Annotated in this window: 14 protein-coding genes; 13 read left to right on the top strand and 1 reads right to left on the bottom strand. The window is 38.6% G+C overall.

Annotation, left to right across the window (positions count from 1 at the left end; genetic code table 11):
- Window positions 1-11 precede the first annotated feature (11 nt).
- Window positions 12-773, bottom strand: a complete 762-nt coding sequence (locus OS138_RS06085) for an alpha/beta fold hydrolase (protein WP_002289461.1) — start codon at window positions 771-773, stop codon at window positions 12-14.
- A gap of 166 nt (window positions 774-939) precedes the next feature.
- Between OS138_RS06085 and OS138_RS06080 the strand changes: the two genes are divergently transcribed.
- From OS138_RS06080 to OS138_RS06020, 13 genes are all read left to right on the top strand, one after another.
- Window positions 940-1,572, top strand: a complete 633-nt coding sequence (locus tag OS138_RS06080; protein WP_325069840.1) for a lysozyme family protein — start codon at window positions 940-942, stop codon at window positions 1,570-1,572.
- Window positions 1,573-1,630: 58 nt separating this feature from the next.
- Window positions 1,631-2,491 (top strand): DUF368 domain-containing protein, encoded by an 861-nt coding sequence (locus OS138_RS06075; RefSeq protein ID WP_325069839.1) that lies wholly within the window; start codon window positions 1,631-1,633, stop codon window positions 2,489-2,491.
- A gap of 184 nt (window positions 2,492-2,675) precedes the next feature.
- Window positions 2,676-4,991 carry a cation-translocating P-type ATPase gene (locus OS138_RS06070; RefSeq protein WP_325069838.1) on the top strand — a complete coding sequence of 772 codons (2,316 nt, stop codon included), beginning with the start codon at window positions 2,676-2,678 and terminating at the stop codon, window positions 4,989-4,991.
- 181 nt (window positions 4,992-5,172) lie between these two features.
- Window positions 5,173-7,014: a DNA primase gene (gene dnaG, locus OS138_RS06065; protein WP_325069837.1), complete on the top strand. Its 1,842-nt coding sequence runs from the start codon at window positions 5,173-5,175 to the stop codon at window positions 7,012-7,014.
- A gap of 23 nt (window positions 7,015-7,037) precedes the next feature.
- Entirely contained in the window at window positions 7,038-8,147 is a 1,110-nt protein-coding gene (gene rpoD / locus OS138_RS06060; RefSeq protein WP_002289498.1) for an RNA polymerase sigma factor RpoD, read from the top strand.
- A gap of 218 nt (window positions 8,148-8,365) precedes the next feature.
- The gene (locus tag OS138_RS06055; RefSeq protein ID WP_325069855.1) at window positions 8,366-10,465 is read left to right on the top strand and encodes a cell division site-positioning protein MapZ family protein; all 2,100 of its coding nucleotides are present in this window, start codon (window positions 8,366-8,368) and stop codon (window positions 10,463-10,465) included.
- A gap of 407 nt (window positions 10,466-10,872) precedes the next feature.
- Window positions 10,873-11,736 (top strand): virulence factor B family protein, encoded by an 864-nt coding sequence (locus OS138_RS06050; protein ID WP_002290060.1) that lies wholly within the window; start codon window positions 10,873-10,875, stop codon window positions 11,734-11,736.
- A 104-nt stretch (window positions 11,737-11,840) separates the two neighbouring features.
- Window positions 11,841-12,314, top strand: coding sequence for a ferric iron uptake transcriptional regulator (gene fur, locus OS138_RS06045; protein ID WP_002294385.1), 474 nt, complete (start codon window positions 11,841-11,843; stop codon window positions 12,312-12,314).
- A gap of 95 nt (window positions 12,315-12,409) precedes the next feature.
- The gene (gene xerD / locus OS138_RS06040) at window positions 12,410-13,297 is read left to right on the top strand and encodes a site-specific tyrosine recombinase XerD (protein ID WP_002294386.1); all 888 of its coding nucleotides are present in this window, start codon (window positions 12,410-12,412) and stop codon (window positions 13,295-13,297) included.
- Window positions 13,298-13,315: 18 nt separating this feature from the next.
- Window positions 13,316-13,687 carry a GNAT family N-acetyltransferase gene (locus OS138_RS06035; protein WP_002298147.1) on the top strand — a complete coding sequence of 124 codons (372 nt, stop codon included), beginning with the start codon at window positions 13,316-13,318 and terminating at the stop codon, window positions 13,685-13,687.
- Complete coding sequence (locus OS138_RS06030) at window positions 13,684-14,454, top strand: segregation/condensation protein A (RefSeq protein ID WP_281666565.1); 771 nt, start codon at window positions 13,684-13,686, stop codon at window positions 14,452-14,454. Before OS138_RS06035 ends, OS138_RS06030 begins: the two co-directional genes overlap by 4 nt.
- Window positions 14,438-15,007 carry an SMC-Scp complex subunit ScpB gene (scpB, locus tag OS138_RS06025; protein WP_002296975.1) on the top strand — a complete coding sequence of 190 codons (570 nt, stop codon included), beginning with the start codon at window positions 14,438-14,440 and terminating at the stop codon, window positions 15,005-15,007. Before OS138_RS06030 ends, scpB begins: the two co-directional genes overlap by 17 nt.
- Before the next feature lie 5 nt (window positions 15,008-15,012).
- Entirely contained in the window at window positions 15,013-15,729 is a 717-nt protein-coding gene (locus OS138_RS06020; RefSeq protein WP_325069836.1) for a pseudouridine synthase, read from the top strand.
- The last annotated feature ends 61 nt before the right edge of the window (window positions 15,730-15,790 follow it).

Raw genomic sequence — 15,790 nt, 5'->3', positions numbered from 1 at the left:
ATTCCTAATAGTTATGTTTCAGAAAGAAATTGAAGAACTTCTCGATTGAAGCGTTCAGGATCTTTTCTAGCTAATTCATGTCCTTGTTCTTTCACAAGCACAAAGGAAGCTTTTGGTATAGTTTTAGCTATATACAAAGAATGTTTTAGCTTGATTACATCTTTTTTTCCCACGATGATCAAAGTGGGGGAGTTGATTTTTTTTAAATCATTTTCTGTAAGCCCGATGTCATGCAGCAAAAGTTTGATAACTAAAAGATTTTTGCGAAGACTTGGGCGAAATAAAGAGAGTAACCATACCCATGCATAATGAATATTACTGATGACTCTGGCAGAAAAACGAACGCCTTTAACAAGCGTGTTTCCAGAATTTAAAATCAATCGATGAACTTTTTTAGGGAAGCTGCTGGCAAATACCAGTGCTAGATTTGCTCCATCACTAAATCCAAGAAAATCTGCCTGATCGATTTTTTCCAGCAACATGATCGTATTCAGATCCTCGGCCATTAACTGAAAATTCAACATAGATGCTTCGTTTGTCGAACGACCATGTCCTCGGCTATCTACTAGATACACGGTATAGTAGCGTTCGAGTACAGGGACCTGTTCTGAAAAAAAGCGGCCGCTGCCGTCATTGCCATGCAGTAAAAAGAGAGGGAAGCCCTGACCGCTCTTTTCATAGTAAATTTCGCTCCCATCTGGCATTTTTGCATATTTCTTTTCTTTTTTCACATAATCACCTACTGTGTAAAGTATAACGATTATATCAGTCATTGGGCAATTGTTTTTACTGAAAAACAACGATCATTTTCGTAAGATGACAAAAAATACAGGAAAATTCATTTTTTCTTAAGGCGTACACAGAAATCAAGGAAGAAATAGCCAAGAAGATAAAGAAATAGTAAGATAAAAAAAGATGTCAAAATAACTAGGTGATGAAATGAAGCGAAAACGATTATCTATTATCCGTATTCTTTTTTACATGATCATTCTGACGGTCATTGGTGCGGTGTTGTTTTTAGGAGGAAGAACTTATCGTTCGGTAAAACGAGTGGAAAGCTATCAAATAGAAATAACAACAGCTGCAAAAAATTATCATATGGAAAACTACGAGAATTTGATCAAGGCGATAATATTGACCGAATCAAAAGGAAAAGGGACAGATCTCATGCAGAGCTCGGAAAGTCTGCATGGAGAAGCTGAGATCATTGATAATCCAGCTGACAGTATTGATCAAGGTGTCAAATATTTGGCGGAAATGATAGTAGAAGCAAAGAAACAAGGATGCGATTTATGGACAGCTGTCCAAGCATATAATTTTGGGAAAGATTATATTGCCTATGTAAAAAATCACGGCGGAGAAAACACAGTAGAATTAGCAGAAGCGTATTCTAAAGATGTGCTGAGCCCACTTTTAGGAAATGAGGAAGGGGAACAATACCGATATTGGCGGATCCAGTCCTTGCTTTACAATGGCGGCTATCTCTATCATAATGGAGGTAACATGTTTTATCCTGATATTGTCAAAATGAATGAAAAAATAATAGAGACCTATGAAAAAGTCTTTAAGTAAAATAGCAGGAAATGTTCAATCATGAATAAAATTAGTTGAAAGAAGGAGTGCGCAAATAGTGGAAAAAAGGCAAAAAATGGAAAATCAAAAAGTGGGGTACACAACCAAAGACTGGATGTTACGGTTTGTGAAGGGAATGTTTATCGGTTCAGGATTTATTTTGCCAGGAGTCAGCGGTGGTGCATTAGCAGCTGTCTTTGGCATGTATGAGCGGCTGATTTCTTTTTTAGCCCACCTTACAAAAAATTTCAAAGAAAATGTTTTGTTTTTTCTGCCTGTTGGTCTAGGTGGAGTGACAGGCATCTTTTTACTTTCTTTTTTAGTCAGTTTTTTATTAGGTGCGTATGAAACAACGATATTATGGTTTTTTGTCGGATGTATCGCTGGAACTGTTCCTGCGTTATGGAAAGAAGCAGGAAAAAAAGGAAGAGATACTTCTGATGTGATCATCATGGTTGTTACTTTTGTTCTGGCTTATTTGTTTTTATTATACGGCGCTCGATTATTTGACGGACAAGTCGATCAGAATTTTGGGACATGGCTGATTGCCGGCGGATTGATTGGTTTGGGTATGATCGTCCCAGGATTGAGCCCTTCTAATTTTTTGGTGTATATGGGATTGTATAAAGCGATGGCTGACGGATTTAAAGAAGTACGACTTGAAGTGATTGTGCCGATCGGAATTGGTGGGATTCTTTGTGTTCTTGGATTGTCAAAAATCATGGATTACATTTTCTCAAAGGCATATAGCAAGCTATTCCATTTCATTTTAGGTGTAGTTTTTGCTTCAACGATTATGATCATTCCTACCGATTACGCGGGATTGGGAGTTGCTGGGGTACTAGCTTGTCCTGTTCTTTTTATAGCCGGTACAGCACTAGGTTGGTGGATGAGCCGTTTGGAGGAACAATATAAGTAAAGATAGATTGATAATAAAAACAGCACACGGGTGATTCAAACAAAAAGGTTGGCATCTTTTTTGTAAAATCATTCGTGTGTTTTTCTATAAATTTTATAAAAACAAGTTGTTTTTAATCTTGGAACACGCTAGACTTAAACACGTGATTATTTTTGAAAGTTGGCGGAAAATGGAGAAAAAGAAAATGAATGGACTTACACAGCAAGAGGTAGTTCAGAAAATGGCTTCTGGCCAGCAAAATGACTACCAGGAAGATGCATCAAAAAGTACAAAACAAATATTCAGCGATAATATATTGACGTTATTCAATTTTCTGAACTTTGGTATTGGGATTTGTCTGTTATTTGTAGGTGCGTATTCCAACATGGCGTATTTAGCAATTATTGTCGTCAATATCGTTATTGGAATTTATCAAGAAATACATGCAAGAAATCTTGTACGGAAATTATCGATTGTTTCCCAATCAGAAGTACTAGTAATCCGGGACGGTAAAGAACAATCGATTTCTACTAAAGAGCTGGTATTAGGAGATTTGGTAAAAATCGGAGCAGGAGAACAGATACCAGCCGATTTACAGGTTATATCTGGTCGGGCAGAAGCAAACGAAGCTCTTTTGACAGGCGAATCTGATTTGATTGTCAAAGAAACTGGAGCTGAATTGCTTTCGGGAAGCTTTTTAACAAGCGGTTCTGTCATGGCTGAAGTTATCCGAGTAGGTGCAGATAATTATGCTGTCCGCTTGACTAGCGAGGCAAAGACTCACAAAGCTATTCGTTCTGAACTTGTAGATTCGATTCGCAAAGTATCCAAATTCACTAGTTTCGTGATTATTCCTTTGGGGATCCTACTATTTTTGGAAGCACTGTTCATCCGCGATGCTTCTATCAAAATTTCTGTTATTGCATCTGCAGCAGCTTTGTTAGGCATGCTTCCAAAGGGTTTGGTATTGCTAATAAGTATTGCATTAACGACAGGGGTAACCAAACTGGCAAAAAAACGAATCCTTGTTCAAGACATGTATTCCATTGAAACGCTGGCCCATGTCGATACATTATGCTTGGATAAAACAGGGACCATTACTGAAGGAAAAATGAGTATCCAGCGGGTAGAAGCACTACATCCGCTGTACGAGAAAGCCATCCCAGAAATTATGGGGACGTATCTGGCAGAAAGCAGTGATAACAACATCACTATGCGGGCTATGAGAGATTATTTTGAGCTTTCTAATCGGTATGATGTAACAAACAAAGTCGCATTTTCTTCTGATCGCAAATGGGGCGCGATGGAATTTCCAGAACTGGGAGTCGTGTACGTAGGAGCGCCTGAACGTTTGGTGGAAGAAGATCGGCTTCCGGACAGTCTAAAAACAGCCCAAGCGAATGGCTATCGCGTACTTATGTTGGGGATCGCTCCAAATCAGCAATTGAACGAAGAAAAACCAGCATTTGTTGAGCCGGTTGCTCTGTTTGAAATCGATGATCCAATCCGAAAAAACGCTCAAGAAACACTAGCTTATCTTCATGAGGAAGGTGTGGATCTGAAAGTGATTTCTGGAGACAATCCTTTTACTGTCTCCAATATCGCTAGACGTGCAGGATTACCGAATTATGATGCGTATGTCGATCTTTCTCAAATTACTGAAGAAATGGAAGTGCGAGAAGCTGCTCATCGCTATACGGTTTTTGGACGAGTGAGTCCTCAGCAAAAGAAATTGCTGGTAAATGAATTGAAAGAAAGCGGCAGAACGGTTGCAATGACAGGCGACGGTGTGAATGATGTTTTGGCGTTAAGAGAAGCAGATTGCAGCATTGCTATGGCAGAAGGTGATGGAGCAACACGTCAGATTGCGAATCTGGTATTGTTGGACTCTGATTTTACTACATTGCCAGAAGTCCTGTTTGAAGGACGCCGAGTGGTCAACAATGTGACGAAAGTCTCAGGCATCTTTTTTATCAAAACGATTTATTCATTTATTTTATCGATTATATGTGCCGTTACAGCAATTGGATTTCCGTTTATCCCTATCCAAATCACGCTGATTGATTTAGCGATTGAAGGGTATCCTTCCTTCTTTTTATCTTTTGAACAAGATAAAAGAAAAATCACTTACCGTTATTTGCCTACAGCACTTATTAATGCTTTACCAAATGCCTTGCTTGTAGTAGTGAATATCATTGCGGTGTATCTATTTGGAAAAACATTCGCATGGGGAAATGCTGAAACTACTACTTTGATGTATTACTTGCTGATTGGGATCAGTTGCATGGCAGTTGTAAAAGCTTGTTATCCCTTCAACCCATTGCGCATCTTCCTAGCAGTAACGACGATCGTAGGGATATATGTAGCTGCAATGCTGTTCCATGGAATTTTGGAAGTAAACTTAGGGTTGGGAGAGAGCGTAGGATACTTCTTTGTATTCATGCTCGTAAATATTGTTCTTCGAGTATTGTACTGGAAGGCTGATATTCAAAATCAGTTACTGAAAAGAGTAGCAAATTGATGCTTAATGAGATAGAAATGTGTTATACTTGAAAAAGCAATGAAATATGATACAATCAAACATGTATAATTGTGTCCTTTAAAATCGCACTGATTTCAGTTAGTGCGATTTTTTACCGGTTATTCTCCTGAAATATCTTCTGTTAAACCCAAAAGATATCAATAGAGCAGGGGGTGGAAAAATGGCTCAACGGATTCCTCAAGAGGTTATCGAAACAGTACGCAGTCAAACGAATATCGTTGAGGTGATTGGACAATATGTCCAGTTGAAAAAGTCTGGTAAAAATTACTTGGGGCTGTGTCCTTTTCATGAAGAACGTACACCGTCTTTTTCTGTTGCAGAAGACAAGCAGATTTTTCATTGCTTTGGTTGTGGTAAGGGCGGAAACGTGTTTACTTTTCTTCAAGAACTAGAAGGTCTAAGTTTTCCAGAAGCAGTGGTAAAAGTGGCAGACTTCGAACAGATACCGTTAGAAGATCAATGGCGTCAGCGTACTATAGCTGTCCAAAATCCTGAATCTGCTACGGGGAAACTGATTGCTGCTCATGAAAAAGCAGCGGAAATCTATCATCACATGCTATTGCATACAAAAGCTGGACAGCCAGCTTTAGAATATTTGCAAAATCGTGGGTTGTCTTTAGAATTAATTGAAGAATTCAACATAGGTTTTGCACCTAATGAGCGTTCTTTTCTTCAGCAAGTATTCAAGAATGAATCAATTTCAAATGAATTGTTAGAACGCTCTGGATTGTTTGTCACGCATGATGATGGCCGTATGTCTGATCGTTTTTATCAAAGAGTGATGTTTCCACTTCGTAATTCTCAAGGCCAGACGATCGGTTTTTCAGGACGCTGGCTTGCACCTGAAAAAGGGCAGGAAAAAGATCAGCCCAAATACTTGAATAGTCCAGAAACAGAACTGTTCAATAAAAGACAAGTTTTATTTAATCTTGATAAAGCAAGAAGCGATATCCGGAAAAACGGAGAAATCTTGTTGTTCGAAGGCTTTATGGATGTGATTGCTGCATGGCAGGCTGGTATCAAAACTGGATTAGCTTCTATGGGGACAAGTCTAACAGCTCAACAGATCCAACAAATGGAAAAGCTGACGAAAGAATTGGTCTTTTGCTATGACGGAGACAACGCAGGTTTTGAAGCAACCAATCGAGGCATTGAATTGCTTCGGCAAAACAGTCGCTTAGCACTTTCTGTCGTAGTCGTTCCAGAAAAGCTTGATCCTGATGAATATCTCCGTAAGTATGGAGAAGCATCTTTCCAAGAATTAGTGGCTCATGGGCGCGAAACAGTCTTTACTTTTAAATCACGTTATTTAAAACAAGGGAAAAATTTAGATAATGAAAAAGACAAAATCGAATACCTTGAAGAATTACTAGTTGAACTTAGCCGAGTTGTTTCACCAATCGAACAAGATATGTATTTATCGCAGCTGTCCACAGAGTTTCAGATCGGCAGAGAGACGATACAAAAACAATTGCGTGAGCTCCGAAGAACAAATCAGCAAAATCGTCAAGAACCTCAGGAAAGTCAACACACTCAGGTTACGAGACAAGAAACTGCACGAAAAAAGAGACCATTGACGCAAGTAGAAAAGGCAGAGCAGATTCTATTATATCGTGCATTTAAAGAAGTTTCTGTCCGTAATATTTTAAAAGAACGAGAATTTCAGTTTATTCATGATGCATATGCAGAAGTTTATTTTTTATTCGATGCATATGTCTCACAAAATTATGAATTCAACCTTGCAGAGTTTTTAGACTTTTTGCAAGATGAAAATTTAAGGCGGTTGGTGGTGGAGATCGAATATTTACCGGTGGCAGAAGAAAGTTCGCCACGGGAAATCCAAGACTTGCTAGATGTGATCAGCAAATCTGGCTTAGCTGATGAAATAACATTAAAAAAACAAATGCAGCAAGAAGCCAGACGTACTGGAAACAAACAGCTTGAGCTTGAATTGACGATTGAAATCATCAATTTAACGAAACAGTTAAAACAAGCCAAATAGCTACTCAAGGGGGGCCTTCTTTTATGGCAAATGGAACAGATAAAAAAACGTATGAAGCAGCAGTAGCAGCTTTCATCAAAGAAAACAAACCCAAACGACAAGTTGTATATGATGATTTATCCAATCAGCTTGCTACACCATTCACTTTGAATGCAGATGAAATGGACAAATTGATCCAAAAGATTGAAGACGCAGGTATCAGTGTGGTGGATGAAAATGGTGATCCATCAATTCACAGCTTGAAGAGTGCTGAGAAAAAAGCTGAACAAGCAAAAACAGAAGATCTATCTGCGCCAACCGGTGTAAAAATCAATGACCCGGTTCGTATGTATCTGAAAGAAATTGGCCGTGTCTCCCTTTTAACTGCGGAAGAAGAAGTAGCGTTAGCATTGAAAATCGAAGAAGGCGACCAAGAAGCGAAACAGCGTCTGGCAGAAGCAAACCTTCGTTTAGTAGTAAGTATCGCTAAACGTTATGTAGGACGAGGCATGCAGTTCCTTGACTTGATCCAAGAAGGAAACATGGGACTGATGAAGGCAGTTGAAAAATTTGACTACCGCAAAGGATTTAAGTTTTCAACCTATGCTACATGGTGGATTCGTCAAGCCATCACTCGAGCAATCGCTGACCAAGCACGTACGATCCGTATTCCAGTTCATATGGTTGAAACAATTAATAAATTGATACGTATCCAACGTCAATTGCTGCAAGACCTTGGAAGAGAACCTACGCCAGAAGAAATCGGTGCGGAAATGGATCTTCCAACAGAAAAAGTCCGAGAAATCTTGAAAATCGCGCAAGAACCTGTTTCCCTTGAAACGCCAATCGGTGAAGAAGATGACTCTCACTTAGGTGATTTCATAGAAGACCAGGAAGCAACAAGTCCAGCAGAACACGCAGCTTATGAGTTACTAAAAGAACAATTGGAAGATGTACTAGATACATTGACTGACCGGGAGGAAAATGTCCTTCGCTTACGTTTTGGTTTAGATGATGGCCGGACGAGAACATTGGAAGAAGTAGGGAAAGTATTTGGTGTTACTCGGGAACGTATTCGTCAGATCGAGGCTAAAGCATTAAGAAAATTGCGCCATCCTTCTCGTTCAAAACAATTAAAAGATTTCTTAGAATAAGCGTGGACTATTGACCAGAAGAGAAATCAGTAAAACTGTTTGGTTTATTTTAAAAGAAAAAAAGCTTGAGACTACGCAGTCTCAAGCTTTTTTTCTATAGGAAGGAAATTCATTCATTATTTTTAAGTAAATCCTAAAAATAAGCTATTGGCGTGACGTATAGAATATGATAGATTAAATGGTAGCGTAAACCTAGTAAAGGAGCCGATCGCTAAGTGATGAAAAAATGTCCAAATTGCGGATCGAAAAAAATGGAGCAGAATACTATCTGTCCAGACTGCGGTCATCAAATAACTGCAGAAGATCAGCAAATAAAAGAATCAATTGAAGAAACAAATACAGATGCAACTATGCAGGATGAATCAACTGAAGATGCAGTCTTTCCTGATACAGAATTAAACGATCCAATCGAATGGTCGGAATTGAAAGATTTACCTCTAGAATCTGTAATGGAATTATTCGAAAAAGCAGAACCAGAAGACGAAGAACCACCTGCTCACGATCAAGTAACTAATATAGAGAAAAATGAACAGAAGAAAGCAACTGTTCATGAGACTTCGGAAGAATCAGGAAAGAATCAAGAAGAAACGCTTGAATCAAAACAAAAAAGAAGAGTAGCTGAACTGAAAGAAATCGTCGATAATGAGGAAGAAAATTCGATACTATCCGCTTATATCAAAGCACATCGTGAAGATACAAAAGAAGAGCACGCGAAAGAGCTGCTCAAAATGATCAGTGAAAAAATTGCACAGGAAAACAAAGTAGAGCCAGAAAAGGAACAAGAAACTGAAAAAGACTCTGATAGAGAAAACGCCACAGGTAAAGAAACAGTAAAAATAAAAGACGTAAAAACGGATATCCCAGAAAAAACTGAAGTATTTACTGAAAAACAATTAGAAGAGGAAAAAACGAATAAACTGCCGGAAGCAGATAAAAAAGAAATGCTCGAAAAAGCAGACAAGAAGGCAACAGAGTCGGATGGAATAAATAATGAAGCCGATGCTGAAAATCAATCTGTAAGCAAAGAGGGTACTGCTCTTGAAGCAAAAATAGAAAAAGAAGAGAACCAGCCTAAGCTGTTTGAAGCAGAAGCGAAATCAATAACAATCGTGCCAGATGCTGAAAAAACACATCAAGAATCAAACTTAGAAAAAACAGATCCAGATAAAGCGCAAAAGAAAAAATCAAAAAAAGTACCTTATCTCGTTTTAGCAGCAGTACTTCTACTCGGTGGAGGAAGCTGGGCTTATTATGACCATCATCAAAAAGTAGAAGCCGAAGTAGCTGCGGAAGCAAAAAGACAGCAACAAATGGAAGAGCTTCGTGGGGCACTTGCTTCATTTTATACGGATGATCACCATCAATTCATTCGTTCAGGCATGATCCATCAAGATTTATCAAAACTAAAAAATGATTTATCCAGTCTTAAGAATGAAAAAGGATATTCAGAGTTAGAAACAACTTACCAAGATATCCAATCTAAGATCCGAGATATCCAAAAAGTGAATGAGTGGTTCATAGCACCTGCCATCGTCGATGATCATCTAGCAGATGACATCAAGTTGAAAGCAGATAAAGAGATCCAAGCAATCGAAACGGATAACACAGATTTTGGAAAATTAATTCAACAAGCACAAACAGAAGCTAAAAATCAATATGCTGAATTGCAAACAGCTAAAGAAAAAACAGCTATAGTCTTTAAAGACGGAAAAGTAGTGGATTCAGCAACACGCGACCAATACAAGACGGCAAAAGAAACAGTAGAAAAGGTGAAAAATACAGATCTATCTGCTCAGTTGAATGAACAATTGAAACAAGTAGATAAGATGCTCACTGATAAAGAGAAAAAAGAAGAAGAGGAAAAGAAAAAAGCAGAAGAAGCGAAAAAAGCAGCTGAAGAACAAGCAAAACAAGCGGCTCAAGCAGCAGCTGCCACTCAAGCCGCTCAACAAGCTGCGGTCGCACAAGCAGCACAGCAAGAAGCTGCTTCAGCGACTCCTCCCTCTTCAAACTCAGCGAATCAGCCAATCAAATCAGCCAGAGCAAGTGATATTGCCGATGCGTCTAATCCTGCGTGGACTTGGGCACCAGGTGTCCAAAGCAAAGTAATTGCTACATGTATCCAACGTGGATATATCGTTGAAGGAGGTTACAGATTAGAAAAAGCCAGAATCGAAAATGGGGAAGGCTATTATAATCTATATGCCACTTCAACAAAATCTGCATTGATGAAAGGTATTGGAGAAAGTGCTTTGCCATTTTATATCGTAACGATCAACTGTAAAACTGGATGGTTCGGAGGAAATGGGAGCAATTAATTTTAGGCAAATGAAAGAGGTTGTGAGCCTGCCGTTTAATTCTGAGTCACAAGGAACAATTTCAAAAAACAGCTTCTCATAGTTTATGACTGACTATTGTGAATTGTGAGTCAGAGTTGGCAAGAGAACACCGTTTAAGAAAGAGATTGTAAAATCAGCATTTTATTCTGAGTATTAGAGAAAAAAACAGGAAAATCAGCTTCTCATATTTTCCCGCTTTTTGATCTAGTACCGAAGACTAACTGATTGAATACCGCTTGCTCGAAAAAGCGGAATGTGACACAATTTTTGTCATACTCCCTTTTTCATTTCCCTTAAGCAAGGGTCAGCTATTCAATCAGAAAACATTATGTTATGATAGCAAAGAAATGTATTAAGAAAACCTTTCACTATAGAGGGAGAAAAAAATGAACGATTTATTAGCAACTATATTTACAGGTATTATTATTGATGAAAATGAAAAAAACTACTTTGTCCAAAAAAACGGACAAACCTTTGGCTTAAGCAAATCAGAAGGTGAACACAAAATCGGTGAAGCAGTTGAAGGATTCGGTTACCAAAATCAAAAACATGAAAATCGGATCACTACACAAATTCCTAAAAGCCGTATCGGTCATTACGCTTTTGGAATCGTTACTGCTACACGAAAAGATTTAGGTGCGTTTGTCGATATCGGTCTTCCAGATAAAGACTTTGTCGTATCTCTTGATGAATTGCCGACAATGACAGAGCTATGGCCTAAAAAAGGGGATCGCTTGATGATTTCCCTTAGAGTTGATGCAAAAGACCGTATTTGGGGCAGTTTAGCAGATGAAAAAATATTCAAATCTTTAAGCAAATATGGAACAGAAGAAATGAAAAACAAAGATGTGATAGGAACAGCATACCGCTTGAAATTAACAGGTACGTACGTTTTAACGGAAGATTTCTATCTTGGGTTTATCCATCCTTCTGAACGATATAATGAACCTCGTCTAGGCGAGCAGATAAAAGGTCGAGTGATTGGTGTCCGACCAGACGGTGTACTGAATCTTTCATTGAAGCCAAGAGCATATGAAGCTATATCAGATGATGCACAAATGATTTTAACCATTTTAGAACGTTCTGCAGATCAGCAAATCAACTTTACAGATAAATCGGATCCAGAAGAAATCATGAAAGCTTTTGGTATCAGCAAAGGAGCATTTAAGCGCGCATTAGGTAATCTTTTGAAACAAGGATTGATTACACAAGAAAACGGTGTGACAAAACTAGTCAAAAAATCTAATTGAGAATCCCTTGCATGTTTTTCTTAACTAGCTTATAATAATTTTAATTAACATAGTGTTATATCTTTTTTTATTTGTAATTATTATAAATTGTTGGGGTTGAGTAAATGGTCATGAATGCTATTTCGGCGATGAAAAAAACAAAACAGCAGCTACATGAAGCGGGGTTTAAGCTGACACCGCAAAGAGAAGCTACTCTGCTTGTGCTTTTGGAAAATGAGAAAGAGCATTTATCTGCAGAAGAAATCTTCTTTTTAGTGAAAAAAAAGAGTCCGGAAATTGGACTTGCTACTGTTTATCGAACCCTTGAAATCTTGACAGAATTGAAAATTGTCGATAAAGTAAGTTTTAATGATGGATTAGCCCGTTATGATTTGAGAAAAGAAGGCGCCAAACATTTCCATCATCATTTACTATGCTTGAACTGCGGCACGATCGAGGAAGTAGAAGAGGATCTTTTACTTGAAGTGGAGCAAGTAGTAGAAGAACGTTATCATTTTTTAGTAAAAGATCATCGGCTAACGTTCCATGGAATCTGTCAGGAATGCTATGAAAAAGAAAAAAGAAACCAGTCCGTCTGAGTGTCTAGACGGCTTTTTCTTTGCTCAGATTATGGAAAAAGACTATCAGAATGAAGCGGTATCTGATATGATAGAGAGGCATGAGGGGGATTATTATGAAAGAGCAAATCAACGATTATCTCCACTACTTGAATATTGAACGGGGATTGTCCGCCAATACACGACAAAGCTATGAACGTGATTTGGAACAGTACTTGCATTTTCTACAGGAGCAGAAAATTGCTTCATGGCAGGATGTCGATCGCTTTTTAGTCATCCGTTTTCTGGAGAAGTTGCATGAAGAAAAAAAAGCGACAGCAACTGTTACTCGGATGATCTCAAGTCTCAGAAGATTCCATCAGTTTTTACGGCAAGAGCGTATCACTGATCATGATCCGATGCAACATATTGATACGCCGAAGAAAGCACAGAAATTACCAAGTACATTGACTCTGACAGAAGTAGAAAAGCTGATTGAAGCACCTGATACGACAAAAACGTTAGGGATAAGAGATCGTGCAATCTTGGAAGTCATGTATGCTACTGGGATGCGCGTCAGTGAATTGATTGGATTGAAATTGGGAGATCTTCATCTTTCTCTTGGACTGGTGCAGACAGTTGGAAAAGGAGATAAAGAGCGGATCATTCCTTTAGGTGATTATGCGATCCAATGGCTGGAACGCTACTTAGACGAAGCACGTCCATTACTTGTAAAGGACGCATCTGAAATGCATGTATTTGTCAATAATCATGGGAAAGGTCTTTCTCGGCAAGGAATCTGGAAAAATCTGAAGCAGCTAGTACGAGAGGCTGGGATTTACAAAGAAGTAACACCACATACGCTGCGGCATAGCTTTGCCACACATCTGCTAGAAAATGGAGCTGATTTGCGGACAGTACAGGAATTGTTAGGTCACGCGGATATCTCTACGACTCAGATTTATACACATATCACGAAGAAAAGAATGACGGATGTTTATAAGCAGCATTTTCCAAGGGCTTAGTCATAGGAAGGTGAGAAGATGTTAACACATTACCGGAAAGAAAACCGTAAAATTGCTATGGGACTATTGAGTTTCCATAAGAAACTGACAGGTAAAACTTCTTTGTTGAAGGAGATTGATACGTACGAATCTGAAGACGATTATGAACTTTTTTTCTTTACGCCAGAAGGTTCAACCAACATTCAAGGGATTATTGGTGTTTACTGGGCAACGAACGATCAGCTGATCATCCATGACATTTCTTTGAATCCGTCTTATCGCGGTGAGAATATGGGCTTTCAAATGTTAGATGAATTACAGGAAAAGTACCCGGATGTCTCCATCCGTGCAACTGAAATCACAGAGCCTTACATTGGAAAATGGCTAGCAAAGAAAAAGAAGAAAGAGTGAATGAGTTGACGGAGATCAATATTAAATTAGATGTATTCGAGGGTCCTCTCGATCTGCTGCTTCATCTGATTCAGCAAATGGAAATCGATATATATGATATACCGATCGCTACGATCACGGAGCAATATATGAATTATATCCATACAATGAAAACACTAGAGCTAGCTGTTGCAGGAGAATACCTAGTGATGGCTGCTACATTGATGGCAATCAAAAGTAAGACGTTGCTTCCTGTCCAAGAATTCGTCACAGACGATGAAGAATTATGGGAAGAAGATCCTCGAGAAGAATTGGTCACTCAGCTTTTAGAATACCGTAAATATAAATATGCAGCTGAAAGACTGACAGAAAAAGCAGAGGAACGAAGTCTTTATTACACAAAAGAACCTATGAACATCGATGGGTTAGCGGATGTTGAAAAGCCGTTGAAGCGAGGACAAGTCAAAAAAATCGATTTGATCCGTGCCATGCAGAAAATCTTAGAACGTAAGAAATTTTCTCAAAAAGTGGAAAAAACGATCACGCCCGATGACACAACGATCGAAGAACGAATGGTATTTATCGAAGAGCGTATAAAAAGAAATGCGCATGGCTGTACTTTCGATTCTTTTTTTGAGTCACCTTCTAAAAGTGAAGTTGTCACTACTTTTATGGCTTTGCTAGAATTGATGAAAAAAGGGCAGATCATTGCGCAACAAAAAGAAAACTATGAATCAATTATGCTTTATCCAGCAGTAGGAGATACCGAACATGACGAAATTAAGTGAACTTGAAGCCCTTCTTTTTATTGTTGGCGAGGAAGGGATCAGTAATGAAGAATTAAGCGGACTGTTAAATCTCAGCGAAGCAGAAGTCACAAGTTTAGTGAAAGAATTAAAAGAATCTTACACTCAAAACTCGCACTCAGCTTTGCATATTTTTGAAACGGAAAGCCATTATGTATTAACGACTAAAAAAGAGCTGGCTCCCTTACTTAAGCGATATGCGCAAGGGACATCAAACACATTATCTCAAGCCGCTGTCGAAACCTTAGCAATCATCGCTTATAAACAGCCAATCACAAGAGCTGAAATCGAGCAGATTCGAGGAGTTCAGGTTTCAGGAGCGGTACAGCGTCTAGCTGCCCATAAACTGATTGAAGAAAAAGGTAGAGTAGAAGGGCCAGGTCGGCCGATATTATATGGAACAACTGGCTACTTCTTAGATTATTTTGGTTTGAAATCATTAGAAGAACTGCCTGATACACAAGAAATGGAAATTTCACTTGAAGAAGACGTGTCACCAGATCTATTCTTTGATGGAATGAATAAAGGAGAATAATTGTAATGGAGAGATTGCAGAAAGTAATTGCCCACGCTGGCATCACTTCTCGTCGAAAAGCAGAAGAATTCATCCTTGCAGGACGTGTAAAAGTAAACGGACAAGTTGTAAGGGAATTAGGGATAAAAGTTGGGAAACATGACACTGTGGAAGTGGATGAAGTCCCAATTTATCAAGAAGAATACGGTTATTATTTATTGTACAAACCTAAAGGAGTTATTTCTGCTGTAGCAGATGACAAAGGAAGAAAAGTTGTTACGGATCTTTTGCCGATGGTAAAAGAACGTATCTATCCTGTAGGTCGACTAGATTACGATACTTCGGGGATCTTGCTACTGACAAATGATGGAGATTTTGCTCAGCGCCTGACACATCCAAAACATGAAGTGGATAAAGTTTACGTTGCAAAGGTAAAAGGGATCGCTACAAAATCGATGCTTGCACCTTTGAAAAAAGGAATAAAGATCGAAGGACGAAAAACATCTCCAGCTAAATTCCAAATTTTATCAGTGGATCCTAAGACAAACCACAGTATCGTGGAATTGACGATTCACGAAGGACGTAATCATCAAGTGAAAAATATGCTTCAAGCAGTTGGCCTTCCTGTGCAAAAACTAAAACGTGAAAAATACGGAGATCTGACTTTACAAGGCCTACGTCCTGGGGATTACCGTGAACTGAACAAAAAAGAAGTCAGCAGTTTGCTGAATCACTCAAAATGAACGCTTACTTTTTATAAGTGTTAGATGTTGCGTTTTTTGAATAGATATGTATAATGAATAT

The organism is Enterococcus sp. E5-37 (assembly GCF_035726925.1).
GTDB classification, from domain to species: domain Bacteria; phylum Bacillota; class Bacilli; order Lactobacillales; family Enterococcaceae; genus Enterococcus_B; species Enterococcus_B faecium.
The sequence above is the reverse complement of the archived record's forward strand: the minus strand, read 5'-3'. Positions and strand labels throughout refer to the sequence as shown.

What these genes read in the sequence shown, in the direction of transcription:
- OS138_RS06085 (WP_002289461.1), bottom strand. Translation starts at nt 773, where the DNA reads ATGACTGATATAATCGTTATACTTTACACAGTAGGTGATTATGTGAAA.
- OS138_RS06080 (WP_325069840.1), top strand. Translation starts at nt 940, where the DNA reads ATGAAGCGAAAACGATTATCTATTATCCGTATTCTTTTTTACATGATC.
- OS138_RS06070 (WP_325069838.1), top strand. Translation starts at nt 2,676, where the DNA reads ATGAATGGACTTACACAGCAAGAGGTAGTTCAGAAAATGGCTTCTGGC.
- dnaG (WP_325069837.1), top strand. Translation starts at nt 5,173, where the DNA reads ATGGCTCAACGGATTCCTCAAGAGGTTATCGAAACAGTACGCAGTCAA.
- rpoD (WP_002289498.1), top strand. Translation starts at nt 7,038, where the DNA reads ATGGCAAATGGAACAGATAAAAAAACGTATGAAGCAGCAGTAGCAGCT.
- OS138_RS06055 (WP_325069855.1), top strand. Translation starts at nt 8,366, where the DNA reads ATGAAAAAATGTCCAAATTGCGGATCGAAAAAAATGGAGCAGAATACT.
- OS138_RS06050 (WP_002290060.1), top strand. Translation starts at nt 10,873, where the DNA reads ATGAACGATTTATTAGCAACTATATTTACAGGTATTATTATTGATGAA.
- fur (WP_002294385.1), top strand. Translation starts at nt 11,841, where the DNA reads ATGGTCATGAATGCTATTTCGGCGATGAAAAAAACAAAACAGCAGCTA.
- xerD (WP_002294386.1), top strand. Translation starts at nt 12,410, where the DNA reads ATGAAAGAGCAAATCAACGATTATCTCCACTACTTGAATATTGAACGG.
- OS138_RS06035 (WP_002298147.1), top strand. Translation starts at nt 13,316, where the DNA reads ATGTTAACACATTACCGGAAAGAAAACCGTAAAATTGCTATGGGACTA.
- scpB (WP_002296975.1), top strand. Translation starts at nt 14,438, where the DNA reads ATGACGAAATTAAGTGAACTTGAAGCCCTTCTTTTTATTGTTGGCGAG.
- OS138_RS06020 (WP_325069836.1), top strand. Translation starts at nt 15,013, where the DNA reads ATGGAGAGATTGCAGAAAGTAATTGCCCACGCTGGCATCACTTCTCGT.